This window comes from Brachybacterium sp. AOP24-D1-21, assembly GCF_052378665.1.
Taxonomy (GTDB): Bacteria; Actinomycetota; Actinomycetes; order Actinomycetales; family Dermabacteraceae; genus Brachybacterium.
Window position 1 is genome coordinate 1101947 of the sequence record NZ_JBQSXX010000001.1, and the last position, 20932, is coordinate 1122878.

At 70.0% G+C, this 20932-nt stretch carries 16 protein-coding genes and 1 pseudogene; 9 read left to right on the top strand and 8 right to left on the bottom strand.

The window, feature by feature from the left end; genetic code table 11:
• Positions 1–34 precede the first annotated feature (34 nt).
• On the bottom strand, positions 35–1750 hold the full coding sequence (dld, locus tag ACT3UF_RS04935) for a D-lactate dehydrogenase (protein WP_013161533.1): 1716 nt from the start codon (positions 1748–1750) through the stop codon (positions 35–37).
• Positions 1751–2143: 393 nt separating this feature from the next.
• Between dld and ACT3UF_RS04940 the strand changes: the two genes are divergently transcribed.
• The 3 genes and pseudogenes from ACT3UF_RS04940 to ACT3UF_RS04950 all read left to right on the top strand — a co-directional run bounded on the left by ACT3UF_RS04940 (position 2144) and on the right by ACT3UF_RS04950 (position 5785).
• Positions 2144–3475: an ISL3-like element ISPfr3 family transposase gene (locus ACT3UF_RS04940; RefSeq protein ID WP_087137594.1), complete on the top strand. Its 1332-nt coding sequence runs from the start codon at positions 2144–2146 to the stop codon at positions 3473–3475.
• A gap of 5 nt (positions 3476–3480) precedes the next feature.
• Positions 3481–4413, top strand: a pseudogene (locus ACT3UF_RS04945) (alpha-hydroxy acid oxidase); the annotation flags it as partial.
• 52 nt (positions 4414–4465) lie between these two features.
• Complete coding sequence (locus tag ACT3UF_RS04950; RefSeq protein WP_441444504.1) at positions 4466–5785, top strand: amidohydrolase family protein; 1320 nt, start codon at positions 4466–4468, stop codon at positions 5783–5785.
• 53 nt (positions 5786–5838) lie between these two features.
• On the opposite strand, the gene ACT3UF_RS04955 is transcribed toward ACT3UF_RS04950, so the two are convergent.
• Positions 5839–6855, bottom strand: a complete 1017-nt coding sequence (locus ACT3UF_RS04955; protein ID WP_441444505.1) for a LacI family DNA-binding transcriptional regulator — start codon at positions 6853–6855, stop codon at positions 5839–5841.
• 252 nt (positions 6856–7107) lie between these two features.
• Between ACT3UF_RS04955 and ACT3UF_RS04960 the strand changes: the two genes are divergently transcribed.
• Positions 7108–8211 (top strand): hypothetical protein, encoded by a 1104-nt coding sequence (locus ACT3UF_RS04960; RefSeq protein WP_441444506.1) that lies wholly within the window; start codon positions 7108–7110, stop codon positions 8209–8211.
• Between the two features lie 40 nt (positions 8212–8251).
• Here ACT3UF_RS04960 and ACT3UF_RS04965 read toward each other — a convergent pair whose 3' ends face one another.
• The 5 genes from ACT3UF_RS04965 to ACT3UF_RS04985 all read right to left on the bottom strand — a co-directional run bounded on the left by ACT3UF_RS04965 (position 8252) and on the right by ACT3UF_RS04985 (position 14434).
• On the bottom strand, positions 8252–9496 hold the full coding sequence (locus tag ACT3UF_RS04965) for a Gfo/Idh/MocA family protein (RefSeq protein WP_441444507.1): 1245 nt from the start codon (positions 9494–9496) through the stop codon (positions 8252–8254).
• On the bottom strand, positions 9493–10848 hold the full coding sequence (locus ACT3UF_RS04970; RefSeq protein ID WP_441444508.1) for a Gfo/Idh/MocA family protein: 1356 nt from the start codon (positions 10846–10848) through the stop codon (positions 9493–9495). Before ACT3UF_RS04970 ends, ACT3UF_RS04965 begins: the two co-directional genes overlap by 4 nt.
• Positions 10849–11174: 326 nt before the next feature.
• Positions 11175–12107 carry a carbohydrate ABC transporter permease gene (locus ACT3UF_RS04975; RefSeq protein WP_441444509.1) on the bottom strand — a complete coding sequence of 311 codons (933 nt, stop codon included), beginning with the start codon at positions 12105–12107 and terminating at the stop codon, positions 11175–11177.
• Positions 12100–13038, bottom strand: a complete 939-nt coding sequence (locus ACT3UF_RS04980; RefSeq protein ID WP_442332386.1) for a carbohydrate ABC transporter permease — start codon at positions 13036–13038, stop codon at positions 12100–12102. The genes ACT3UF_RS04975 and ACT3UF_RS04980 overlap by 8 nt, the downstream gene beginning before the upstream one ends.
• An 88-nt stretch (positions 13039–13126) precedes the next feature.
• Positions 13127–14434 (bottom strand): ABC transporter substrate-binding protein, encoded by a 1308-nt coding sequence (locus tag ACT3UF_RS04985; RefSeq protein ID WP_444608121.1) that lies wholly within the window; start codon positions 14432–14434, stop codon positions 13127–13129.
• A gap of 576 nt (positions 14435–15010) precedes the next feature.
• Between ACT3UF_RS04985 and ACT3UF_RS04990 the strand changes: the two genes are divergently transcribed.
• Both ACT3UF_RS04990 and ACT3UF_RS04995 read left to right on the top strand, forming a co-directional pair.
• On the top strand, positions 15011–15643 hold the full coding sequence (locus tag ACT3UF_RS04990) for a DedA family protein (RefSeq protein ID WP_444606095.1): 633 nt from the start codon (positions 15011–15013) through the stop codon (positions 15641–15643).
• Positions 15640–16710, top strand: coding sequence for an NAD-dependent protein deacetylase (locus ACT3UF_RS04995; protein WP_442332387.1), 1071 nt, complete (start codon positions 15640–15642; stop codon positions 16708–16710). Before ACT3UF_RS04990 ends, ACT3UF_RS04995 begins: the two co-directional genes overlap by 4 nt.
• A 68-nt stretch (positions 16711–16778) precedes the next feature.
• Here the strand turns inward: ACT3UF_RS04995 and ACT3UF_RS05000 are convergent, their stop codons facing one another.
• A complete protein-coding gene (locus tag ACT3UF_RS05000) occupies positions 16779–17717 on the bottom strand; it encodes a hypothetical protein (RefSeq protein ID WP_441444514.1) in 939 nt (312 codons plus the stop codon).
• 158 nt (positions 17718–17875) lie between these two features.
• Here ACT3UF_RS05000 and ACT3UF_RS05005 point away from each other — a divergent pair, with 158 nt between their 5' ends.
• Genes ACT3UF_RS05005 through ACT3UF_RS05015 form a run of 3 tightly spaced genes read left to right on the top strand, consistent with a single transcriptional unit; the run spans position 17876 to position 20901 of the window.
• Positions 17876–18646, top strand: a complete 771-nt coding sequence (locus tag ACT3UF_RS05005; RefSeq protein WP_441444515.1) for a LamB/YcsF family protein — start codon at positions 17876–17878, stop codon at positions 18644–18646.
• The gene (locus tag ACT3UF_RS05010) at positions 18643–20376 is read left to right on the top strand and encodes a carboxyltransferase domain-containing protein (RefSeq protein ID WP_444598817.1); all 1734 of its coding nucleotides are present in this window, start codon (positions 18643–18645) and stop codon (positions 20374–20376) included. Before ACT3UF_RS05005 ends, ACT3UF_RS05010 begins: the two co-directional genes overlap by 4 nt.
• 33 nt (positions 20377–20409) lie before the next feature.
• A complete protein-coding gene (locus ACT3UF_RS05015) occupies positions 20410–20901 on the top strand; it encodes an NUDIX domain-containing protein (RefSeq protein WP_441444517.1) in 492 nt (163 codons plus the stop codon).
• The last annotated feature ends 31 nt before the right edge of the window (positions 20902–20932 follow it).

The following is a 20932-nucleotide window of genomic DNA, read 5'->3' on the forward strand; positions in this document are numbered from 1 at the left end:
TCAGGCTCTCACGGCGTCGCGCTACCTTGGGGACTTAGGCCCAGTCCTTGTGCGGCGACGTGCCGCCGATACCGGCGTTGAACGTATTCGTCGGATCGAGCTCCTTGAAGTGCTCTTCCATGGACTCCGGCAGCTTGTAGATGCGACCGTAGTTGTGCTCGGCGGGCAGCTTCGCGCCGCGCTCCTCCAGCAGGTGCTGGATGCGGTCGTGCAGCGCCTCGGGATCCACGCCCTGCTTGGCGACATAGTCCTGGTGCATCACATGGCAGAAGAAGTGCCCGTAATACGCCTTGACCTCAAGCTGGTCGTCGATCTCCTCCGGCAGCACCTCGAGCCAGTTCCAATCGTCGCGACGCAGGGCCACATCGATGGGGATGAGCCCTGCGATGTGCCGGCGCTTCAACGCGGCGTAGCGAGTGGCGGCACTGGCCGCGCCGAACCGGTTGAGCGACGCGCTCTTTTCTTCATCAGACGTGCAGATGAAGAACTCACCAGTGTGCTCGGGCTCTGCGAAGAACTCCTTGAGCATCTTCTCGCTCGCGGCCTTCTGCGACTCGCTGACGGTGAGCAGCAGGTGATGCTCGAAACGGTTGCGGTACTCCATCATGCGCTTGGGCAGCTGGTTGGGCAGCACGCTGAACATGGCTTGCGATACCGTGTCGGCGAAGGTCGGACCAATGCCGGGAATCTTCGAGAACAAGCCGTTGGCCCACGTCTTGAACGAGAACATGCGCGTCTGCAGCGCTGGACTCATGAACTTCAGGAAGACGAAGGTGTCTTTGCCGTACTTCTCGGCCAAGTCGAAGGCACTGCGGCCCATGTACTCACCAGAGATAGGCAGCGGCATGTCGGCTTCGAGGAACAACCGACGGATCTCTTCGAGCTCGTGCGTGTTGTTCGTGCCGATGTAAAACACGGTCGGGTGCACTTCGCGAGGGAAGGTGCGGGTGCGCACCGCGAACACCATCAGCTTGCCGGCCGAGCCGGAAGCCTCGAACAGGTACTCGGGGTTCGCATTGTAGCGAGCAGGCGAAGGCACGATCTTGCGCAAGTGCTCGGCGTACTCGGTCTCGTTCGAGTCTTCGGGAGCTGGGGTGACATCCTCGGGAGACCACTCGCCGCGCTGTAGACGGTCGAGTGCGACCTCAGGGTCGTCTCCGAGCGAGATGCCCAGGTGATTGACCAGCTCGACCTTGCCGTCGTCGTTGACGCGGGCGAAGATCGCTTCGCGCGTGAATGCCGGACCCTTGCGAATCTGGCTGCCGCCCGAGTTGTTCGCGATGCCGCCGATGACCGAGGCGCCGATTGATGTCGACCCGATCACCGAGTGCGGCTCGCGCTGGTGCTTGGCGAGCGCGTCGGTCAGGTGTGTCAGCGGGGTGCCCGCGAGCGAGATCGCCTCGCGCGCGTCGTTGATGAGGTGCACCTCATCGATGCGGTGAGTCGAGATGATCACAATGGGGCGATCGTAGTCTTGGAAGCCGGGGCCGGATCCACCAGTCAGGCCCGTGTTCGATGCCTGCGGGATGACGATGAGGTTGTTGTCGACGGATACCTGCAGCGCCCGCCACATCTCGACCAGCGTGCCGGGGCGCACCACGGCGAAGACTGGTCCTCCGCCGAATCGATAGCCTTTGCTGAATGGCATCGTGGCACGCTCAGAGGTCAGTACATGTTCGTCGCCGACGATTCTCTTGAACGCATCGATCGCTTCGTGCGAAGTCGTGGTGGTCTGTCCTGGTTGCGTCATCTCTAAGCTTCCTATATTCAGTTGCATCACAAGCGCGTCATGATGCTGAGGGGATGTCGCCTTGATCCGAGCTAGTCCGCGGTCGTTCATTTTTTGATGGGCGGGGAAACGAGCCAGGGGGACGACGTCTGCGACCGTCTGCCCGGAAGCTCGCTACGGCGTCCAAGGAGTGTGCGTGTGCGTATGCATGTGCATACGCGCATCCTCATTGTAGAAGATGCGCATCAGATAGTTTCGGACCGCGGTACTTTCGGACTCCGGTAGGTTCGGAGGCTCTTCCCAGATGAGGGTGTAGCGCACGTCGCGCGGCGGGCCGGCGCGTCGGTGTCGGGGTGAGGGTCGAGGTCTCCCGAGGATGAGAGCTCCTACACACTCAGCCCGAAAGACCTCGACGTGCACGACGCTACCGTCGGCGGGCGCGCTGATGCGTTCGCCAGCCCCGACCTGACTGCCTTCTGCCGCCTCGACGAACTCGGCCTCGTTGTCACCGGGCAGCGACTCGAGCCGGATCGTGCCGTATTGGCCTGTCAGGTGGTCGAGCCCGACCAGTGGTGCCGGCGCTGCGGCTGCGAAGGGAGACCACGTGACACCGTGGTCCGACGGCTTGCCCACGAACCACTGGGCTGGCGGCCCACGACGCTGGAGGTCGTCGTGCGCCGTTACCGCTGCAGCGGCTGCGGGTATGTGTGGCGCCAGGACACCACCGCCGCGGCCGAGCCCCGGGCCAAGTTGTCTCGGCGCGCTCTGCGGTGGGCGCTGGAAGGGATCGTGGTCCAGCACCTGACCGTGGCTCGGGTCGCCGAGGGGCTCGGGGTGGCCTGGGACACCGCCAACGACGCCGTTATGGCCGAGGGCAAGCGGGTGCTGATCGACGAGGAGCACCGCTTCGAGGGGGTGAAGGTCGTCGGGGTCGATGAGCACGTGTGGAGGCACACCCGTCGCGGCGACAGGTACGTCACCGTGATCATCGACCTCACCCCAGTGCGAGATGGCACCGGCCCGGCACGGCTGCTGGACATGGTCGAAGGACGCTCCAAGCAGGCGTTCAAGACCTGGCTGGCCGACCGCCCGCAGGAGTGGCGCGACGGCGTGGAGGTGGTCGCGATGGACGGCTTCACCGGGTTCAAGACCGCCGCCGTCGAGGAACTGCCCGACGTGGTGACCGTGCTAGATCCCTTCCACGTCACGCGCCTCGCTGGCGAGGCGCTCGATGAGTGCCGACGGCGAGTTCAGCAGGCCATCTGTGGGCACCGCGGCCGCAAGGGCGACCCGCTCTATGCCGCCCGCCGGACCCTGTCCACCGGCGCCGACCTGCTCAACGACAAGCAGAAGGACCGACTGGACACCCTGTTCGCCGACGACGCCCACGTCGAGGTCGAGGTCACCTGGAGCGTCTACCAGCGCATGATCGCCGCCTACCGCCACGAGAACCGGCGCCACGGCCGCGAGCTGATGGCCCGGCTCATCGACTCGATCAGCACCGGCGTCCCCAAGGCCCTGGTCGAGATCACCAAGCTCGGCAGGACGCTGAAGAAGCGCGCCGCCGACGTCCTGGCCTACTTCGACCGGCCCAGCACCTCCAACGGGCCCACCGAGGCGATCAACGGCAGGCTCGAGCACCTGCGCGGCTCGGCGCTGGGGTTCCGCAACCTGACCAACTACATCGCCAGATCCCTGCTCGAGACCGGCGGGTTCAGACCCCGACTACACCCTGGATTCGGATGAGCCGCTTCACCCGCCTCATGCAGACCGAGGGCGAGACCGCCGGGGCGGGGGCCGCCCAGGTCGCGGGAATCCCTTTCACGCTGTCGACGCTGGGCACCACCTCGATCGAGGACGTCGCCGCCGCCGCACCCCACGGCCGGAAGTGGTTCCAGCTGTACGTGATGCGGAAACGGGAGGTCTCCTACGACTTGGTGGCGCGCGCTGCACAGGCAGGCTTCGACACCCTGCAGTTCACGGTGGACACTCCGGTGGCCGGAGCACGGCTCCGCGACACCCGCAACGGCTTCTCGATCCCGCCGCAGCTGACGGCCCGCACCGTGCTGGACGCGATCCCCCGCCCCTGGTGGTGGGTCGACTTCCTGACCACCCCCACGCTCGAGTTCGCCTCGCTGTCCTCGACCGGCGGCACCGTGGGTGAGCTGCTGGACTCCGCGATGGATCCGACCATCAGCTATGAAGACCTCGAGATCATCCGCGGCCTGTGGCCCGGGAAGCTCGTGGTCAAGGGGGTCCAGACCCTCGAGGACTCGAAGACGTTCACCGACCTGGGGGTGGACGGGATCATCCTGTCCAATCACGGCGGGCGGCAGCTCGATCGCGCCCCGGTCCCCTTCCACCTGCTCCCGGAGGTCGCCCGCGAGGTCGGCACCGACACCGAGATCGGCATCGACACCGGCATCATGCACGGCGCGGACATCGTGGCCGCCGTGGCCCTCGGCGCACGGTTCACCCTGATCGGTCGCGCCTACCTCTACGGCCTGATGGCCGGCGGCAGGCCGGGTGTGGACCGCGCCATCGCGATCCTCTCCGAGCAGATCGTGCGCACCATGAAGCTGCTGGGCGCGCACTCCCTCGACGAGCTGGAGCCGAGGCACGTCACGCAGCTGCACCGCCTGATGCCCATGCCACGCGGGACCGAGAAGTCCGCGTCCCTCTGAGCGCTGGAAGCATCCCCTGGACATCGACCCGCATCAGGTCTTCACTCGATGGATGAGAACCCCTTTCGCCCTGACCGACATCTGCGTGGTGACGGGCGATGCGCTCGGTACCATCCACCAGAACTGGACCATCAGCGTCGATGACCGCGGCACGATCAGCTACGCGGGTCCCGCCGACAGCGCCGACCTCCCCGCCGACGGCCTGCGAGTCGACGGGCGCGGACTGTTCGTGCTCCCGGGACTCATCAACGCCCACGCCCACCTCTTCGCCGACGGCAGACCGCTCGGTGCGGCCGCCACGAATCCACGGCTGGCGAAGTACGCCACCCGGCTGATGCACACACCCGTCGGCCGTCGGATCCTGCGCAGGCGCACCCGGGAGCACGCGGCCATCCAGCTCCGCTCCGGAGTGACCACGCTGCGCACCGTCGGCGATGTCGCCTACGAGGTGGTCGCGATCCGGGATGCGATCGAGCGCGGCGACATCGTCGGGCCGCGCATCCTTCCCTCCGGTCCGCTGCTGGCGATCTCCGGCGGGCACGGCGCCCCGCAGATCGCCCTGATCGCAGATGACCCCGAGACGGCGCGCTCCCATGCCCGTCAGAACATCCGACGAGGCGCGGCGGCGATCAAGATCTCCGCCACCGGCGGGGTCACGGATGCGATCGAGATCGGCTATGCCGGGAAGCCGGAGATGCCGGAGAACTCGATGCGCGCGATCTGCGAGGAGGCGCACTCGGCCGGCGTGCTCGTCGCCGCCCACGCTCAGAGCCAGGAGGGTGCTCTCGCCGCGCTGCGGGCCGGGGTCGACACGATCGAGCACGGCAGCAGCATGTCCGCTGAGCTCATCGAGCTCTTCCTGGACAACCCCGCCTCGCTGCGCGGCTACTCGGCGTTGATCCCGACCCTGCAGGCGTGCCTGCCGCTGGTGAATCTCGACCCGGAGGTCATGGGCGTGGATCCCGTGGTGAGGGCCAATGCCGATCTGGTCCTCGGGGAGATGCTCGGCGGGATCCGGGCGGCGCTCGAGAACGGGATCGCCCTGGGTGTGGGCACCGATTCCTCGGTCAGCTACGTGACGCACTCGAACTACTGGCGGGAGCTCGATCTGCTGCAGCGCGTGGGCGGGATGGAACCCGCTGCAGTCCTCCACGCCGCCACGCAGGGCAACGCGAGGATCCTGGGGCTCGACTCCGTCACCGGCTCGATCGCGGTCGGCAAGGTCGCGGACCTCGTCGTCGTGGACGCCGATCCGCTGGAGTCTTTCCGGAACCTCGCCGCGCCCCGCATGGTCATCGCGCGCGGCGAGCGGATCATCCGCCCGCAGATCACCCGCCTCGAGGAGATCGATCGCCTGCTCGACGGCCTGTGAGCACGCACCGTGAGCACGCCCTGGGAACGACTGAGGAACGGATCAGGAACGGATCAGGAACCGCCCGTCGTCGACTCCCGCTCCACAAGAGTCGGCGTGAAGCTCACGTGCCGGGGTGCGGAGTCGCCGCCAGCGATCTCCTCTTCGAGCAATGCGAGCGCGGTGCGGCCCATCAGATCAGCCGGCTGGGACACCGAGGTCAGCGGCACCACGGTGGAGCGGGCAAAGGCGATGTCGTCATATCCCACCAGCGCGATCTCCTCGGGCACCGCGACCTGGTGGCGGAACGCGAAGGCCTGCAGCACGCCGACGGCGAGCAGGTCGTTGACGCAGAACACCGCATCGGGCCGCTCTGCGGCGCTGCGCGCCACCACCTCTTCGCCGACGGTGCGGCCGGCGAGCACGGTGAGGTCCTCAGCCTCGAGCACCTCGATCTCGACGCCTGCCGCCGCGGCAGCCCGCCTCGCTCCGCGAAGGCGGTCGGCGACCTGGCGGAGATCCTGCCGCGCGGCGACCACGCCGATGCGCCGCCTGCCCAGCCCCGCCAGATGCTGCACCGCGATCTCACCCCCGGCGATGTCATCGACGCTCACCGCGGAGCCGCCAGCATCAGGGTCGCCCTCGAGCAGCACCACAGGGGTGCCGCGGCCGCGGATCGCCTCGACCAGCTCGGCGCTGCCGCCCGTGGAGGCCAGCAGGATGCCGCGCACCCGCTGCTCCTCGAACAGGGACAGATACAGCCGCTCGCGCCGCTCCCGATTGCCGGCGCTGCCGGCGATGACCATCAGCTGCGAGTCCTCGGCCGCGGCTTCGATCCCGCCCACCAGCTGGGCGTAGAACGGGTTCCCGGAGTCCAGGACGATCGCGCCGACGGTGCTCGAGCGTCCGAGCTTCAGCTGGCGGGCGGCATCGTTGCGCACATAGCCGAGCCGGGCGATCACGGCCTCGACCCGTTCCCGGCGGTCCGGGGAGACGATGTCGGGGCGGTTCAGCACGTTGGAGACGGTGCCGACGGAGACTCCGGCCTCTCGCGCGACGTCCTTCATGCCCACGGTGCGGGCTGTGGCCATCACGCATGCTCCTCAGCTGGTCCGCCCGGCCCGGGAAGATCGCCGCGAGCCGCTGCCCTGATTTTATCCTGACGTGCGCGAAGGGGCGGCGGATCGCCGCACGTGGACCCGGCTTCGGCCCAGATCACGAAAGCGGCTCACCCCGCACCGATCTCCGCCCCGCGTCCTATGCTCTGGCTCAGGAGGCCCGCGCCGGGTGGCTGGGCAGCTCGGGACCTCCGCCCGAGCAGGCGACGGCCTTTGGAGGTCACGATGAGCACCGATCCACGAGACAGCGCCGCCCCGACGGGCCACAGCCCATCCGACGAGCCCATCACCGCAACGCACCCGGAATCGCCACCGCAGCAGTCCCCCGCCGTCGCGCGCCCGCGCCATGGATCCGGGCTGGTCGCGCGGATCCTCACGATCGTGTACGCCCTGGTGGTCGCCCCGATCGCCACCGGCCTGCTCGCCTATGGCGGCAGCACGCTGGTCAGATTCGCGATGTCCCGCGGATACGTCGATGCCTCGCTGGGCGAGCTGCTGGCAGGGCCTGCAGGTGCCCGGGTCTTCCTCGGGGCGGGGCTGGGGATCCTGCTGCTGGCGAGCATCGTGGCCACCGGGGTGGTGAGCTCCGCGGGACTGCTCGCCGTCGGGGTGCTGGGACTGCTCAGCGTCGCGATCTCCGCCGTCCCGGAACTGGCGTTCCAGATCTATCAGCACCGCCCGCCGATGGTTCCCCAGGAGGCGCTCGACGGGATCGTCTACGGGCTTCCCCTGCTGCTCCATCCGCTGATCGGCGGGCTCGGGCTGGCGCTGGTGATCGCGCGCCGCCGTCCGGATCCGCATCTGGTCGTCTCTCTGCTCGGCGTGATCGTCGTCCCGCTCGGGCTGCTGCTCGCGTCCCTGATGCTGCTCCGTGGGCACGCCGACGGGGTACGCATGGCCATGGTCTCGTTCTACACCGAGACGCAGCTGACCACCGTGGTCCTCGTCGTGCTCGGGGCGCTGCTGCTGGGCATCGCCGCAGCCGCTTCCCGCTGGTCGCCGTATGCCCTGGTGATCCCTGCGATCGTGCTGCTGCTCGTGTCCGCCGGAATCTACTTCTCCGCTGTCGAGCTGATCCCGCCGGCGGTGTGGTCCGACCCGGCGGGCCAGGCGGGAATGCAGTTCCTGTTCATCGGCGGCGGTTTCGCAGTCGCCGTGGTGATGCTGGTCCACACCGCTGTGCTGGCGATCGTGCGGGCACGGTCCCGGCACCGGCAGCGGATCTCTGCGCTGGCGGCGCCGACCACGGCGGCACCCGCCGGGCCCGCCAGCACCGCAGACGCCGCCGGCGCGTCCGGCACGACGGGCACTGCCGGCACGGCGGGCTGACGTCCTCGACGCCGGCGCGTGATCTCGGACGGCCCCGGGCTCACGCCGTCGGCGCGTGCACCAGCTCTGCCGGTGAGGTCCAGGTGTGCACCGCATCCTCACGCGCCCAGCTCACGCCGAGCTCGGTGAAGGGCCGGCCCGCATCGAGGGCCGCCAGCAGGGTGGCCTCGATATCCTCGACGACGGGATGGGCCTGCTCCCCCTCCCCCTGCCAGTCGATGGCCGAGGCGTGGATCGGGAGCGGATCGGGGACGGATTGGATCGCCTCGAGCACCGCGGAGAACGCCGAGGTGCTCTCGAGCGGGGACAGCAGCGCCACCGAGCGGTCGCGCACATGCGCGGCGAGATTCTCCATCAGGTCGGTGCGGGGGTGGCGGAGCTCCTCGACCGCGCCATCCCCCACCGTGCGGGCGGAGCGGTCGTCGGTGTACCAGAGCCGGTGGCGGCCACTGGTACCGATGATCTCGACCCAGGGCGCGTGCTGCTCCGGAGACGTGGTGGTCAGGGCGCAGACCACGGCGGGGCCGTCCCCGCTCGGGTCGATCCGCAGGAAGGTGGTGTCGTCGGCCTCGATGTCGTGGGCGCGGCGCAGCTCGGTGGTGACCGAGGAGATGTCCGCAGCCTGCTGGATCCCGGCGATGACCAGGCCGGCATGCACGGCATGGGCGAGCGGGTTGGTGGCCACGCCGTCGGCCACCCGGCGGCCGTCCAGGCGTCGCCTGCCCGCCCAGGCGGAGCGGCGGTAGTAAGCGCGGTCGCGCGACCAGGCGCCGTGCACCCGTACCGCGGTGATCTCGCCGAGACTCCCGGCGGCGACTTCACCGGCGAGCACATCCACCCCGGCCCCGCCCCGGGCCTGGAAGCCGACCTGCACGCTGCGGCCGGCGCCGCGGGCGGTCTCGAGCAGTCGCCAGTGGTCGGCGAGCGCCGGCACCGGGGGCTTCTCGAGGTAGACGTCGAGCCCGGCGGCGAGCGCCTCGGTCGCGAGCGGCACATGGGTGTCGATCGGGGTGGCGATGGCGACGATCTCGGGGCGGTCCTCGGCGGGCAGCGCGGCGAGCAGATCAGCGAGGGAGCGGTGGTGGATCCCGCGCAGCTCCTCGGGCGGATCTGCCACGTCGACCACCCCGACCAGGCGGGCAACCCCCATCTCGGACAGACGGGCGAGATTCCGCAGGTGGGCGGCACCGTAGCCGCGGGTGCCGATCAGGGCGACGCGCACCGGCGCTCCCGGATCCACGGCGGCGGTCGGCATGTCGGGGGCGCTGGGGGCACTGGGGGTCATGCGGACTCCTGAACGGCGGGAGCCGAGGACTCCGTGCGGGCGAGATCGGTTCCCAGGGTAGCGGCGACATCCACCGGCGCCCCGGTCTGGAGGGAGATGTTGCCGCAGATCCCGACGGCGATCGCGCGGAAGCCGTCGCGGTGGTCGGAGGTGCGGCCCAGCGGGTCCTCTGCCACCCCCTGGAAGATGTCGCGCAGCATGATCGCGTCACCTCCGCCGTGGCCACCCACGCCCTCGGGGATCTCGACCTGGTGCGCAGGTTCGAAGTGCTTCTGGAGGATCAGCCGCTCCCCCCGCTCGCGCGCACCCTGGTCCGCCGCGGTCACCGCGATCGCGCTGGGATCCAGGTGGGTCTCCGCGCCGGCGGGGATCACCTCGGCGCGCTCGATCACCTCCAGCTCTGCGCGGCCCCGGGTGCCGTTGACCGCGACCCGGTAGCCCTCCCAGGGGCTGTGGGCGTTCAGGGCGTAGGTGAGCACGGTTCCGCCGGAGTAGTCGACGATCGCGGTGAGGTTGTCCTCGGTGGTGATGCCGGGTCCGAACACGGACTGGTCGCGGCGGTAGCCGTCATGCTGCTCGGCATCGAGGTAGAGGTTCTTCAGCCTCTCGTCGTCCCGCAGATCCAGCTCGAAGGGGTCGTGGGCACCGTCGTGGGTGCCGCGCTCGGGCAGCGGTTCCTGGCCGCGGCCAGTGGCGTTGTCCTGGCCATAGAACTTCAGGCCGCCGCGGGCGTAGACCCGCTCGGGGACGGCGTCGGTCCACCAGTTCACCAGGTCGAAGTGGTGGCTGGACTTGTGGACGAACAGCCCGCCGCTGTTGGCCTTGTCGCGGTGCCAGCGGCGGAAGTAGTCCGCGCCGTGCTGGGTGTCCAGCACCCACTCGAAATTCACCGAGACCACCTCGCCGATCTCTCCCGAGGCGATGATCTGCTTCAACGCGGTGTTGCGCGGGCTGTAGCGGTAGTTGAAGGTCACCAGCACCTGACCTCCGGTGCGGTCGATCGCCTCCTGGATCACGCGGGCGGAGGGAGCGTCGATGGTCAGCGGCTTCTCGACGATCACGTCGGCGCCCGCCTCCAGGGCCCGCACCACAAGCTCGGCGTGGGTGCGGTCGGGGGTGGTGACGATGACTCGTTCGACCTTCCCGTCGGCGATCACGCGTTCGAGGTCCTCGGGTCCGGCGAGCTCGACTCCGGCGAAGGCCGGGTGGCGGTCGCGGTGGTACTCCCGGCGGGCGGGGTTCGTGTCGAGCAGGGCGATCAGCTCGGCGTCGGCGGCGTGATCGCCGGCCATCGCGTCGAGATACATCTGGGCGCGGTGGCCGGTGCCGATCAGCGCATAGCGGGTGGGCATGTCTCTCCTGGGGGTGCGTACTGCGAAGGGGTGATGGCTCGAGCCGTACCAGTCGCGAGGCGAGCCGGGCGCGGCCCGCGATCGGACGATTCCGAGCCGATTACGAGCCGGAAGTGGCTCGGAATCGTACGATCGCGCCCGACGGGGCCGGGTGTGGAGCGGGGAGCGGCGGGGGTGGAGGCGGGCGGGGTGGAGGCGGGCGGGGTGGGTGCGGGCGGGGTGGGTGCGGGCGGGGTGGGTGCGGGCGGGGCGGGTGCGGGCGGGGCGGGTGCGGGCGGGGCGGGTGCGGGCGGGTGTTGCGCGGGCGGGGCGGGCAGCGGAGCCGGCTACTTGATGCCGGTGGTGGCGAAGCCCTTGACGAGGAACCGCTGACCGAACAGGAACACCAGGAACAACGGGATCAGGGAGACCACCGACATGGCGAACATGGCGCCCCAGTCGGAGGAGCCCTGCGTGTCCAGGAACGACTTCAGCGCGAGCGGCACGGTGAAGTTGTCCGGGCTGGTGAGGTAGATGAGGGAGCCGAAGAAGTCGTTCCACATCCACATGAACGTGAAGATCGTGGTGGTCGCGAGCGCCGGCAGCATCAGCGGCAGGATGACCTGGAAGAAAATCCGGAAGTGGCCGCAGCCGTCGATGCGCGCCGCCTCGTCCAGCTCGCGGGGGATGCCGCGGATGAACTGGACCATGAGGAACACGAAGAACGCGTCGGTGGCCAGGAACTTCGGCAGGATCAGCGGAAGCATCGTGTTCACCCAGCCGGTCTGGGAGAAGATGATGTACTGCGGCACGATCACCACGTGGATCGGGAGCATGAGGGTCATCAGCATGATCGCGAAGGCGATGTTGCGGCCCCAGAACTTCAGCCGGGCGAAGGCATATGCCGTCAGCGAGCAGGCGATGAGGTTGCCGATCACGCAGCCCAGCACCAGCAGGGTGGAGTTCATCAGGTAGTGCGAGAACGGCTGCGCGAGGGATTCCCAGCCGCGCTGGTAGTTCGAGAAGTCCAGGCTGATCGGGAACAGACCCGGGCTGCGGAAGATCTCCTCATTGGGCCGCAGCGACGAGACGACCATCCACAGCAGCGGATAGATCATGACGATGCTCGACACGATCATCACCGCGTGCCGTACACCGCCGCGGACCATGCGCCGCGGTCGGGTCCTGGGGACGGTCCGGGCCTCGGACGCACCGGGCCCGCGCTGCGGGTCGGCTGCGGAGTGCGCAGCGGTCGGGGATTCGCTCTGCAGATCAGTCATCGTAGAACACCCAGAACTTGGAGACGAAGAAGTTGATGGCGGTGAAGATCGCGACGATGATCAGCAGCAGCCAGGCCATCGCCGAGGCGTACCCCATGTCGAACTGGGTGAAGCCCTTCTGGTACAGGTACAGCGTGTAGAACATCGTCGAGTCCGACGGACCGCCGGTGCCGCCCGAGACCACGAACGCCTGGGTGAACGACTGGAAGGCGTTGATCACCTGCAGCACCACGTTGAAGAAGATGATCGGTGTGAGCAGCGGGATCGTGATCCGGAAGAACTGCGCCAGCTTCGAGGCACCGTCGACCGACGCGGCCTCGTAGTACATCTCCGGGATCTGCCGCAGGCCGGCCAGGAAGATGATCATCGGGGAGCCGAAGGTCCACACGTGCAGCAGGATGATCGTGCCCAGCGCGGTATCCGGGTTCGAGACCCAGCCGGGCAGATTCTCGAAGCCGAACATCCCTGCGACCTGGTTGATCAGGCCGTTCGCGCCGAACATCTGGCGCCACAGGATCGCGATCGCGACCGAGCCGCCCAGCAGCGAGGGCAGGTAGAACACCGAGCGGTAGAACGCCAGGCCCTTGATGCCCTGGTTCAGCACCACCGCGAGCAGCAGCGCCGCGACCAGCTGCAGCGGCGTGCCGACGAACACGTAGATGAACGTGACCACCAGCGAGTTGTGCAGACGCGAGTCCGCGATCATCTCCTTGATGTTCTCCAGCCCCACGAAGTTCGGTGCGGCCAGCAGGCTGTAGTCCGTGAACGCGAGCACGAACGAGGCGATCATCGGGATCAGCGTGATCCCCAGGAACCCCAGCAGCCACGGCAGCATGAAGACTGCCGCCTGCTTGTTGTCGGGGTGCTTCTCCTTCGCGCCGCCCTTCTTGCGATTCGCAACGATCTGGGTGAGTTCACCGACCGCGCTCATAGGCTTCTTCCCTTCTTCATGGGGATCTCGGGGCCGGTCCGCCTGAGGTCGTGACCTCGACGGACCGGCTTCCGGGATGACGGTCTGCTCAGCCCAGGGCTCCGGCGAGGTCGTCGAGCACGCGCTGACCGGCCTCGGCCGGAGTGAGCGTGCCGAAGAGCATGTCCTCGCAGGCACGGGTGAGGATGTCCTCGAACTGACCGCCGCCCTGCGGCGTGATCTCGGGTGCCTCGCCGAGCTCCGCCTCGACCGATTCGAGGAAGTCCACGGCCTTCATGTTCGGCTCGTCCAAGTCCGGGACGATCGCCTCGCGCACGGTGAGGTTGCCGGGCACGCCGCGCTCGACCGAGAGGATCTTGCCGGCGTCGGGAGAGTTGACGAGGAAGTCGACGAAGGCGACAGCGGCCTCCGGGTTCGCGGCCTTCGCGGAGACCGCCCAGTACATCGAGGCCTTGTACCAGAGCTGCGCGTCGGAGGCGGAGCCCGTCATCGACGGCGGCCGGAGCACGACGACGCCCGAAGGGACCAGCCCGTCGTGGGCGACGACCTGGTTCGACCAGGCCACGGTCATGGCGACCTTCCCGGTCGCGAACAGCGACTGGTCCATCGCCTGGGCGGTGTCCTCGACCGAGACGCTGGCGCTGGGGCCGGCCTCCTCGTCCTGGACCTTCTTGGCCCATTCGAACCACTTGGTGGCGGTCGCCGCGTCGAAGCCCGCCGCCCCGTCCTTGTACTGGTCCTGGCCCGCCTGGCGCACATACACCTGGAACAGGCCCTGGACGGAGCCCATCTGGGTCATGCCGAAGGTGCCGTCGGGCGTGGCCTCGGTGATCTTCGTGGCGGTCTCGATGAGGTCGTCCCAGGTCCAGGTGGTGTCGTCCGGGATGTCGACGCCGGCCGCCTCGAAGACCTCGGGGTTGATGAGGAAGGCGAGGGCGTTCAGTCCGGCGTTGATCGCGGCGAGCCCCACCTCCGGCAGCTCGCCGACCTCGACCGAGCCCGGCGCGAAATCGGCGGTGTCCAGGCCTGCACCGGCGAGGTCGAGCAGTGCACCGCGGCCGCCGTACTCGGCGAGGTACTTCTCGTCCATCTGGACAATGTCGGGGAAGTCGTTGCCGGCGGTCTGGGTGGCGAGCTTGTCCCAGTAGCCGCTCCACTCCCCGGGCTCGAGGGCGATCGTGACGTCGGGCGCAATCTCCGCGTAGGCGTCGACGACCTTCTGGGTGTTCTCGTCGCGGGTGGGGTTGCCCCACCAGGCGAGGCGGAGCGAGGCGGAGCCGTCCTCGCCGCCCGAGCCGCCACCGGAGCCGCCGGAGGCGTTCGGGCCACAGGCTGCGAGGGCGGTCAGGCCGGGGACGGCGATGCCGAGCGAGAGTGCGGAGCGTCGGGTGAGCATCAGATCTCCTTTGATCGTGAAAGACGGCGACGGGTCGGGTCGCAGCGGGTGGGGCCGACGAGGTCGGTGGTCGGGGGTGGGATGTCCACCCGAGGGCGACGGCGAGCGGTGGTGGATGCCCCAGCGCCTGCGGGCCCCGGGCATGCCGCTCCGGGCGGGACCGGAGCGTGCGCTGCGCCAGGAGGCTCCGACCGCAGCACCAGCGGAATGAAACTTTTGCACCCGCCAGGCGATCACGTCCCGGTCTTACCGGATCGTGGACCGCGTGGTGGTGAATGCAAGGAAAGCGCTTGTCCGCAGGTTTGTCAACTGTTCCAGATCTCGCTCGCGTCACGAACCCCGCCCTCGCGAGAACGCGTCTGGAATGAGAACGTTTTCAGGCGAGCCGACCCACCCGAGGTCGGCAGACGAGCCTCGCGCGGCAGCTCTCGCGCACTGCGCTCTGAAACGCCTCATTCTGGGGCTGGGACCATCCGGTTCACCCTCATCGCCCTGTCCGCACAGTGCTGTTCATCTGTGCGCCATCCGCGGCCGTTAGCCTCCGGCGCACTGGACGGCGCGCAGGAGGAGGGCCCGATGGACTTCACCGCATGGGCGATCGCCCTGATGGAGCTGCTCGGAGGCCCGGGCACGGCACTGGTGATCGCCGCCGAGGCACTGTTCCCGCCGATCCCCGGCGAGATCCTGCTGCCCTTCGCGGGGGTCGCCGCAGCCGCCGACGGCCAGCACGTGCTGGTCCCGCTGGCGTGGACCACGCTCGGTTCGGTGGTGGGCGGGCTCGGGGTCTACGCCGTCGGCCGCGCCCTGGGGCTGCATCGCACCAAGGCGGTGGTGAGCCGCCTGCCGCTGCTCGAGGAGCGCGATGTCGACGCGGCGATGCGCTTCTTCGAGCGCTGGGGCTTCCCGGCGGTGGCGATCGCCCGCTTCGTGCCGATGGTGCGCACCGTCATCTCGATCCCGGCCGGGATCGAGCGGATGCCGGTGTGGCTGTTCGCCCTGGCCACGGGGCTGGGCTCCGGGGTGTGGAATGCGCTGTTCGTCGTCACCGGGTATGTGTTCGGGCAGGCCGGGGGTGAGCTGCTCGAGGGGTTCGTGCGCCTGTACTCCGGGGTGGTCGCGGCGATCGGGGTGCTTGCGGTGCTCGTCATCGTCGTGCGTCGGATACGTGCCCGACGGGAACGTCCCACACCGCCTACGCTCGAGGAATGACCAGCGAGCCCGCCTCCGCCCCCGACGCCGCTCGCGCAGATGCAGCAGGCAGCGCAGGCAGCGCAGGCAGCGCAGGCAGCGCCGACGATCCCGGGATCGCTCGCGCAGGCTCCGCGGACGTCGGCCGCTGGTTCGCGACCGCCACCCGCCGCAACCCGGACGGCCCCGGCCCCACCCGCGGCGGACCCCGACTGCCCGCCTGGGGCCCGATGGACGGGGCGCAGTACGGCCACCGCAGCCCCGGCGAGGAGATCGATGCCGCCCTCGACCTGCTGTCCGGGGCGCCGGTAGCGGTGCTCACCGGGGCGGGGATGTCCACCGGCTCCGGCCTGCCCGACTACCGCGGGCGTGATGCGGTGCCCCGCTCCCCGATGACCTACCAGGAGTTCATGGGCCACGACCTGGCCCGTCGGCGCTACTGGGCGCGCTCCACGGTGGGGTGGGAGCAGTTCCGCGCCGCCCGCCCCGGCGCCGCGCACCGACTGCTGGCCGCGCTCGATCCCGCGGCCTTCTCGATCACCGCAGTGATCACCCAGAACGTGGATGGGCTGCACGCGGCGGCCGGCTCCGATCCGGTGATCGACCTGCACGGACGGCTCGACCGCGTGCGCTGCCAGCAGTGCGATGCGCTCTCCTCCCGCACCGCACTGCATCAGCGGCTGCTGACGATGAATCCCGAGCTCGCCGCACGGCTCGGACAGCTCACGGCCGACGCCGCCCAGGCCCCCGACGGGGACGCCGAGGTGGATCGCACCAGCAGCTTCCGCTACCCACCGTGTCCGTTGTGCGGCGGGATCCTCAAGCCCGATGTGGTGTTCTTCGGGGAGTCTGCGCGCCGCGAGGTGGTGGCCGCGGCCTTCGCATCGCTCGAGGCTGCCGAGGCGCTGCTGGTGCTCGGCTCGAGCCTCACGGTGCAGTCCGGGCTGCGGTTCGTCCGGGCTGCCGGCCGTCAGGGCAAGCCCGTGGTGATCCTCAACGACGGTCCCACCCGCGCCGATCCGGACGCCACGCGGCGCCTGCACGGACGGCTCGAGGACGTCCTCGGGCGCTGGGTGGCCCGGGCCTGAGGCCTGAACGCAAAGCCCTGCGTCCCGCGCCCCGTACCCTGCGTCCTGTCATCTTGCCCGGTGCGGTCTCAGCCCTGCGCGCCCACCAGCACCGTTGCCAGCGCATGCAGCTCCGCGGAGTCGACGCTGCGGAACTCCAGCCGGGGATCCTCGGTGCCCGGATCCAGGGCCTCCATCACGAGCACCTCGTCGCCGGTGGCGTACACGCTGGTCTGCCGCACTCCGCCGTCGGCCGTGGTGACGAGGGTGAACACGGTCAGCGCGCGAGTGGCGGCGAGGCGCTGCGCGAGCGGGCTCTCGGCCAGCTGGGATGCGCGGAGCTGCATCGGCTCCCCGCGGCCGGCCGCCACCCCGGCGGGGTCCACGAAGGCCAGCAGGCGGGCGTTGACCTGCGAGGAGCCGAGCGGCGTGAAGCGGTGGATGCCGAGCGCGGTGACCTCCTCCTCGAGCACTCCGCCCTCATGCACGTAGTAATGCAGGCGGTGCACCTCGGGGCCCTGCGGGCTCTGCACCGTGCGTTCGGCGGTGGTGAACACGGAGGCGGTGCGGCGCAGCACCAGGCAGCCGGCGAGCTCCGGATCCGCCCGCCACTGCTCGCGGCCTCCGGCCGGGTCGGCGTCCGCGCTCACCAGGCCGGCGGCGATCAGCGCCCGCAGTCCCACCCCGGCCGCGAAGCGTCGCTGATCAGGATGTTCATCGAGCCAAGGGGTCGCGGCGAACTGCGGACGTGCGTAGCCGTCCAGCGCTGCGAGCTGCTCATCGGTGAGGGCGACCAGCAGCTCCGCCTCGCCCTCCGAGGCGCGGGCCAGCACCTCGGCGGCAGCGGAGACATCCGCCGCGGTGTAAGCCACCGGCGCCTCCGGGTCGCTCGAGCCGAGGCCGGCCGGGAGATCCGGGACCGCCCCCGGGGCCGACGGGTCCGCCCAGGCGGGCGCAGCCGGCGCGGGCGACGGCTCAGCTGCGTCCGCGCGAGAGGGGTGGTGCTGGTCTGCGGAGGACTGACTCATCCCTCGACACTATCTGCCAGCCCGGTCACGTCCATCCCCTCCCAGCTGTCGTCACGGCACCCATCCAACGACAGCTCAGAGGGGATGGCCCGCCACCTCCTGCGCCGAGGGTCGACAATGGACGGGAACCGCCATCCGCGCGAAGGAGACGATCACCGATGACCGCTCAGCCACTCCTGCTCGACCTCAACGCCGATCTCGGGGAGGGCTTCGGCGACTGGTCGATGGGGGACGATGAGGCGATGCTCGACGTCGTGACCACGGCCAATATCGCCTGCGGAGGGCATGCCGGGGATCCCCGCACGATGCGCGCGGCCGTCCGGGCGTGCCGTGAGCGGGGCGTCGCACTCACCGCGCACGTCGCCTATCCGGATCTGCAGGGCTTCGGCCGACGGTTCCTCGACATCACCCCCGTCGACCTCACCGATCAGCTGATCGTGCAGGTGGGCGCACTGCAGGCGATGGCTCACGCGGAGGGGACCACGGTGCGGGGAATCAAGCCGCACGGCGCTCTGTACACCGCGATCACCTCTCACCAGGGCCAGGCGGCGGCCGTGGTGCAGGCGCTGGTCGAGCTCGGCGGCGCCCTCCCTCTGGTCGCCGCTCCGGGTGCCGTGGTGGTGGAGCTGGCCCGAGAGTCCGGGATCGAGGTGGTGCTCGAGGGATTCGCCGATCGTGCCTATCTGGCCGACGGGGCCCTCTCGCCGCGCAGCCGCCCCGGAGCGGTGCTCACCGACCCTGCGGCGGTGGCCGCGCAGGCGCTGTCGATCGCGGTCGAGCACGGGGTGCGCACGGCGGAAGGGTCCTGGGTGGAGCTGCCGGTCCGCACGCTCTGCCTGCATGGGGACACCCCCGGCGCGGTCGCCCTCGCCCATGCGGTGCGGGCCCGCCTCGAGGAGGCCGGCGTGAGCGTCGAGGCGGCGCTATGACCACGAACGCCGAGTGCCTGGACCCGCCGCTGGCCACACACCGGACCGGGGAGAGCGCGCTGCTGGCCGAGTACCCGGACACCGCCGCCGTGCTCGCCGCAGCGGCTGCGGTCGAGCTGCTCGCCCCGCCGCACCTGGTGGACCTGGTCCCGGCAGAGCGCACTCTGCTGCTGGTCGGGACGGCTGCCCGGGATGTCGCGGCCCTCACCGCCCTCCTCGACGAGCTTCCGGTGCCTGACGCACTGGAGGAGACTGCCGCAGAGGTCCAGCTCGGGATCGTCTACGACGGTGAGGACCTCGACGAGGTTGCCGCGCTGCTGGGCATGAGCAGTCAGGCGCTGGTCGCCGCGCACTCCGCGACCCGGTGGACTGCGGCCTTCGGCGGCTTCGCGCCCGGCTTCGCCTACCTGGTCCCCGACCTCGAGGGCCCCTCCGAGGGCGGTATCCGCTGGGAGGTTCCCCGCCTGGCCGAGCCGCGCACCGCCGTGCCGGCTGGGTCAGTGGGCCTCGCCTCCCGCTACTGCGGGGTCTACCCGCGGCCCTCCCCCGGCGGCTGGCAGCTGATCGGACGCAGCGACGCCTCCCTGTTCGACGAGCACCGGGACCCGCCGGCACTGCTGGTGCCCGGCACCCGGGTGCGATTCCTCCCGCAACGGGCGACGGCACGATCCTCGACCACCGCGCTCAGCCGCCCCGCCCAGGAGGGCGCCGGCCCCAGGCGACGAGGCCGCCGGCACGCAGCAACGCCCACCCCGTCGACCCGCACCGTGCTCGAGGTGGTCTCCCCCGGCCCCCAGACCCTGCTCCAGGACGCAGGACGACCCGGCCTCGCGACCATCGGTGTGAGCGCTTCAGGCAGCTTCGACCAGGGGGCACGGATCCGCGCCAACATCACGGTCGGCAATCCAGCGCGGGCCGCGGTGCTCGAGACGCTGATCGGGCCGTTGGTGCTGCGGGCCGAGGCGCCCACCGTCGTCGCCATCACCGGGGCGTCGGCCCCCTGGGAGGTGCGTCGCGCCGATGACCCAGGGCACCCGCCGATGGCATCGACCATCACCGCGGGCGAGCAGCCGATCGCACTGGATCCTGGAGACCTGCTCACCGTGGGGCCCGCAACCGACGGGCTGCGCCTCGTGGTGGCGGTGCGCGGCGGGATCCGCGCCGACGGTGGAGAGGTGCTCGGATCGATGTCCCGCGACACGCTCTCCGGCCTCGGCCCGGCGCCGCTGGCGGCGGGAGACAGGGTGCAGGTCGGTGAGGAGCACGGTCTCGATGCGGTCCCGAGCACAGTCCCGCTCGCAGAGGACCCCGGCCCTGCCTCTGCCCTGCAGGCACCCCGGAGTTCGGCAGCTGGTGGCGATGATGGCGCGGACAGCACACCGGTGCTCGAGGTCCCGGTGCATCCCGGACCTCGCGACGGGCTCCTCGGCCCGTCGGCCCTCTCCCAGCTGCTCACCACCACCTGGACCGTCCGGACCGATTCGGACCGGGTCGGGGTCCGGCTGGAGGGGCCGGGCCTGCCCGTCCCCCCAGGCAGCGGTTCTCTGCCCAGTGAGCCGATGGTTCCCGGTGCGATCCAGGTACCGCCCTCGGGGCTGCCCGTGGTGTTCGGCCCGGATCATCCCACCACCGGCGGGTATCCGGTGATCGCAGTGGTCACGCGCGCAGGTCTGGACCGTCTGGCCCAGGCGGCGCCGGGGGCAAGGGTGCGGCTCCTCGCGGTCCGGTGAGGCCCGCGAGACACGAGATGACACGATGGGCCCATGCCTCGCCTCCTCCCGGACCCCGCATACTTCGCCTCACTGCCCAAGGTGATCAGCTCCGGGGCGGTGATCCTGCGTGATGAGCACGGGCATCTGGTGGTGGAGAAGCCGAACTACCGCGACCACTGGCTGCTGCCCGGTGGCGGGGTCGATGCCGGTGAGGACGCCCGGCAGTGCGCCCGGCGCGAGGTGCAGGAGGAGCTCGGCATCGAGGTCGAGGTGGGGCGGATGCTCACCGCCGACTGGCTGCCCTCGAGCGCGGTGCGCAGCTCCCCGATGGGGGTGCATTTCCTCTTCGATGCGGGGATCGTCCCCCGCGCCCAGCTCGAGGCGACGGTGGTGCCGCAGGCCTCCGAGCTCGACGACTGGGCCCTGATCGACGAGTCCGAGATCGATCTTCTCGGCCCCTGGGGTGCGGCGCGTGCGCGCCGGGCGCTGGCGGTGCTGCGGGGCGAGCTCGAGGTCGATCTGGTGTCCCACGCACGGGGCTGAAGGGGCTCCGCAGAAACGCAACACATCTGAG